Annotated in this window: 11 protein-coding genes; all 11 read right to left on the minus strand. The window is 64.7% G+C overall.

Annotated features, from left to right (window positions below):
* Positions 1-164: 50S ribosomal protein L24 (gene rplX, locus I71_RS09150; RefSeq protein ID WP_042694096.1), on the minus strand; the 164-nt coding region annotated here is incomplete at its 3' end.
* Positions 164-532 carry a 50S ribosomal protein L14 gene (gene rplN, locus I71_RS09155; RefSeq protein WP_012973215.1) on the minus strand — a complete coding sequence of 123 codons (369 nt, stop codon included), beginning with the start codon at positions 530-532 and terminating at the stop codon, positions 164-166. The genes rplX and rplN, both read right to left, overlap by 1 nt.
* A gap of 19 nt (positions 533-551) precedes the next feature.
* Entirely contained in the window at positions 552-806 is a 255-nt protein-coding gene (gene rpsQ / locus I71_RS09160; protein ID WP_042694099.1) for a 30S ribosomal protein S17, read from the minus strand.
* Between the two features lie 12 nt (positions 807-818).
* Positions 819-1025: a 50S ribosomal protein L29 gene (rpmC, locus tag I71_RS09165; RefSeq protein ID WP_042694100.1), complete on the minus strand. Its 207-nt coding sequence runs from the start codon at positions 1023-1025 to the stop codon at positions 819-821.
* Positions 1022-1453, minus strand: a complete 432-nt coding sequence (gene rplP, locus I71_RS09170) for a 50S ribosomal protein L16 (RefSeq protein ID WP_014246894.1) — start codon at positions 1451-1453, stop codon at positions 1022-1024. The genes rpmC and rplP overlap by 4 nt, the downstream gene beginning before the upstream one ends.
* A 12-nt stretch (positions 1454-1465) precedes the next feature.
* The gene (gene rpsC, locus I71_RS09175; protein ID WP_012973211.1) at positions 1466-2215 is read right to left on the minus strand and encodes a 30S ribosomal protein S3; all 750 of its coding nucleotides are present in this window, start codon (positions 2213-2215) and stop codon (positions 1466-1468) included.
* On the minus strand, positions 2215-2610 hold the full coding sequence (gene rplV, locus I71_RS09180; protein WP_042694102.1) for a 50S ribosomal protein L22: 396 nt from the start codon (positions 2608-2610) through the stop codon (positions 2215-2217). The genes rpsC and rplV overlap by 1 nt, the downstream gene beginning before the upstream one ends.
* 3 nt (positions 2611-2613) lie before the next feature.
* Positions 2614-2892, minus strand: coding sequence for a 30S ribosomal protein S19 (gene rpsS, locus I71_RS09185; RefSeq protein ID WP_012973209.1), 279 nt, complete (start codon positions 2890-2892; stop codon positions 2614-2616).
* Positions 2893-2904: 12 nt separating this feature from the next.
* On the minus strand, positions 2905-3732 hold the full coding sequence (gene rplB / locus I71_RS09190; protein WP_042694104.1) for a 50S ribosomal protein L2: 828 nt from the start codon (positions 3730-3732) through the stop codon (positions 2905-2907).
* Between the two features lie 16 nt (positions 3733-3748).
* Positions 3749-4066 carry a 50S ribosomal protein L23 gene (locus I71_RS09195; protein WP_012973207.1) on the minus strand — a complete coding sequence of 106 codons (318 nt, stop codon included), beginning with the start codon at positions 4064-4066 and terminating at the stop codon, positions 3749-3751.
* A partial coding sequence (rplD, locus tag I71_RS09200) for a 50S ribosomal protein L4 (RefSeq protein ID WP_042694106.1) occupies positions 4063-4377 on the minus strand: 315 nt, incomplete at its 5' end. The genes rplD and I71_RS09195, both read right to left, overlap by 4 nt.

Raw genomic sequence — 4377 nt, forward strand, 5'->3', positions numbered from 1 at the left:
CCCTGCGAGCGGGCGCTGCCTTTATGGTGCTTCTTCACCACGTTCACGCCCTGCACAACGCCTTGGTTCTCCTTCGGGAAAACCTTCAACACCTCGCCGGTCTTGCCCTTGTCACGGCCGGTCAGGACAACGACCTTGTCCTTGGTCTTGATCTTGGCGGCCATTACAGCACCTCCGGCGCCAGCGAGATGATCTTCATGAACTTCTTGCCGCGAAGCTCACGAGTGACCGGCCCGAAAATACGGGTGCCGATCGGCTCGCCCTGCTTGTTGATCAGCACGGCGGCGTTGCGGTCGAAACGGATCGCCGACCCGTCCTCCCGACGCAGTTCCTTCGCGGTGCGGACGATGACGGCGCGATGCACGTCGCCCTTCTTGACGCGGCCCTTCGGAATGGCCTCCTTGACCGAGACGACGATGACGTCGCCCACAGTCGCGACCTTCCGCTTGGACCCGCCAAGCACCTTGATGCACTGCACCCGGCGCGCCCCGCTGTTATCGGCGACTTCCAGGTTGGTTTGCATCTGGATCATTGTTTACGACCTTTCGTTATCACGCGGCGCCGCTGTCGGCGGCGGACTCCGTCACGACCGTCCAACGCTTGGACTTCGAGATCGGGCGGCATTCGATGATCGAAACGGTATCGCCGACCTTGAACTGGTTGCCCTCATCGTGGGCGGCGTACTTCTTCGACTGACGAATGAACTTCTTGTACACGGGGTGCATGACACGGCGCTCGACAAGAACCGTAACGGTCTTGTCGCACTTGTCGCTGACCACCGTGCCCTGCAGAACGCGGCGAGGCATGGATGATCCCCCTTACTTGCCGGCGTCGGCGGAGCGGGCACGCTCGCCGAGGATGGTCTTGATGCGGGCGATGTCGCGGCGCACCGTGTTCACCCGCGCGGTGTTCTCCAGCTGGCCGGAGGCCTTCTGGAAACGCAGGTTGAACTGTTCCTTCTTGAGCTGGATGAGCTGATCGTTCAGCTCATCCGCGCTCTTCGTACGAATGTCTACGGCCTTCATGCCGCGGTCTCCTCGACACCGCCCAGGCGGGTCACCAGCTTCACCTTGATCGGCAGCTTCGCGGCCGCCAGAGCGAAGGCGGTTTTTGCCACATCTGCCGGCACGCCGTCCAGTTCAAACAGGATGCGGCCGGGCTTCACGCGGGCCGCCCAGTACTCCGGCGAACCCTTACCGGAACCCATGCGGACTTCGGCGGGCTTGGTAGAGACGGGGAGATCCGGGAAAATGCGGATCCAGACGCGGCCCTGACGCTTCATCGCGCGGGTGATCGCGCGGCGGGCCGCTTCGATCTGCCGGGCGGTGATGCGCTCCGGCTCCAGGGCCTTGAGGCCGAAGGAGCCGAAGTTCAGGGCGGTGCCGCCCTTGGCGTTGCCGTGGATACGGCCCTTGTGGGCCTTACGGAATTTCGTGCGCTTGGGAGAAAGCATCGCTCGGCCCCTTTACTCGCGTTCGGAGCGCTCGGAGCGCTCGCGACGGTCGCGGCGATCGTGCCGCTCGCGGCGCGGCTCGCCGTCGGTCGACACCGGCTCGGAACCCATGCGCTTGTCCTGCGCCATCGGGTCGTGAGCCATCACCTCGCCCTTGAACACCCACACCTTGACACCGCAGGTGCCGTAGGTGGTCTTGGCGGTGCCCACACCGTAATCGATGTCGGCGCGCAGGGTGTGCAGCGGAACGCGGCCCTCGCGGTACCACTCCATGCGGGCGATTTCCGCACCGCCGAGACGGCCGGAGCAGTTGATCCGGATGCCCTGGGCGCCCAGACGCATGGCGGACTGCACGGCGCGCTTCATGGCGCGACGAAATGCCACACGGCGCTCAAGCTGGCTGGCGATGTTCTCGGCGATGAGGCGAGCGTCGATCTCCGGCTTGCGGATCTCGACGATGTTCAGGCTCACCTCGCTGCCGGTCATCTTCGACAGCTCAAGACGCAGCTTCTCGATGTCCGCGCCCTTCTTGCCGATCACCACACCCGGACGGGCCGAGTGGATGGTGATGCGGGCCTTCTTGGCCGGACGTTCGATCACGACGCGCGAGCAACCGGCCTGCTGCAGGCGACCCTGCAGATAGCCGCGCAGCTTCAGGTCCTGGTGCAGCAGGTTGGCGTAGTCGCGCTTGGCGAACCAACGGCTGTCCCAGGTCCGGTTGATGCCGAGGCGCAGCCCGATCGGATTGATTTTCTGACCCATTACTCGGCCCCCTCGGCAACGGCGGCGTCACGCTCGCGAACGATGATCGTCAGGTTGCTGAACAGCTTCTCGACCCGGGCGCCGCGGCCGCGGGCACGGGCGTGGAAGCGCTTCATCACCAGAGCGCGACCGACCGTCGCCGACGACACGTACAGACGGTCGACGTCGAGCTGGTGGTTGTTCTCGGCGTTCGCGATCGCGGCCTGCAGGACCTTCTTCACCTCGCCGGCGATGCGGCGCTTGGAGAAGGTCAGCTCGGCCACGGCGCGGCTGGCATCCATGTTCCGGATGAGCTGGGCGACGAGGTTGAGCTTCCGCGGGCTGGTGCGGATCATCGGATTGCGGGCCAGAGCCTCGTTCTCCGCGACCCGGCTGGGGTTGGCAGGCTTGCCCATGGCTTACTTCCTCTTCGCCTTCTTGTCCGCCGCGTGGCCATAGAAGGTCCGCGTCGGAGCGAACTCGCCGAACTTGTGACCGATCATGTGCTCGGTAACCAGAACCGGCAGGAACTTGTGGCCGTTGTAGACGCCGAACGTCAGACCGACGAACTGCGGCAGGATGGTCGAACGACGCGACCAGATCTTGATGATCTCGTTGCGGCCCGAAGCCCGGCTCTTGTCCGCCTTCTTCAGCAGATAGCCGTCGACGAACGGGCCCTTCCAAACGGAGCGTGCCATCGTTCGACCTCCTTACTTCGAATGACGGCGGCGCAGGATCAGGCCATCCGTCTTCTTGTTGTGACGAGTCTTCTTGCCCTTGGTCGGCTTGCCCCACGGCGTGACCGGATGACGGCCGCCCGAGGTGCGACCCTCACCACCACCGTGCGGGTGGTCGATCGGGTTCATGGCGACGCCACGGACCGACGGACGCACGCCGAGCCAGCGGTTGCGACCGGCCTTGCCAAGGTTGGTGTTCATCTGGTCCGGGTTGGACACGGCACCCAGGGTGGCCATGCACTCGCCACGAACCATGCGCAGCTCGCCCGAGGGCAGCTTCAGCTGGGCGTAGCCGCCGTCGCGGCCGACCAGCTGCAGGTAGGTGCCGGCGGACCGGGCCACCTGACCACCCTTGCCGGCCTTCAGCTCGACGTTGTGCACGATCGAACCGACCGGGATGTTCTTCAGCGGCATCGCATTTCCGGGCTTCACGTCGGTGCGCTCGCCGGAGATCACGGTGTCGCCGACCTTCAGGCGCTGCGGCGCCAGGATGTAGGACAGCGTCCCATCCTGATACTTGATCAGCGCAATGAAGGCCGTGCGGTTCGGATCATATTCGAGCCGCTCGACGGTGGCCGGAACGTCGAACTTGCGACGCTTGAAGTCCACCAGACGATAGGTGCGCTTGTGACCGCCACCCATCCGGCGCGCAGTGATGCGGCCGGTGTTGTTGCGGCCACCAGACTTGGTCAGGCCCTCGGTGAGGGTCTTGACCGGCTTGCCCTTCCACAGCTCCGAGCGGTCAACGATGACCAGCTGGCGGAGCGACGGCGTAATCGGGCGGTATTGCTTCAGAGCCATCGGATCACACTCCCGCTCAGATGCCCGTGGTCACGTCGATCTTGTTACCCTCGGCGAGGGTGACGACGGCCTTCTTGAAGTCCGAGCGACGGCCGATGGTGCCGCGGAACCGCTTGGTCTTGCCCTTGGAAACCAGGGTGTTGACCGCGGTCACCTTGACGTTGAAGAGACCTTCAACGGCGGCCTTGATCTCCGGCTTGGAGGCCGTGAGCGGCACGCGGAACGTGACCTGGTTGTGCTCCGACACCAACGTCGACTTCTCGGTGATGACGGGAGCGAGGATCAGGTCGTACATCCGCTCCTGGCTCACCGCAGGTTTCGACTGCTTGCTCATTTCAGGCGAGCCTCCAGTTGCTCGACCGCGTTGCGGGTCAGGACCAGCGTGTCGCGGCGGAGAATGTCGTAGACGTTCGCACCCTGCTCCGGCAGCACGTCGATCAGCGGGATGTTGCGCGAAGCCTTGGCGAAGTTCTCGTCCAGGTTCGAGCCATCGATGATCAGCGCCGAAGTCAGGCCGAGGGTGGCGAGACGGGCCGCCAGTTCCTTGGTCTTGTGCGTCTCGGCGGCCGCAGCCTCCAGGACGATCAGCTTGCCCTCGGCGGCCTTGGCCGACAGGGCGGTCTTGAGCGCCAGCTTGCGGCCTTC

This window comes from Azospirillum sp. B506 (assembly GCF_000333595.1).
In the GTDB taxonomy this organism is placed as follows: Bacteria; Pseudomonadota; Alphaproteobacteria; order Azospirillales; family Azospirillaceae; genus Azospirillum.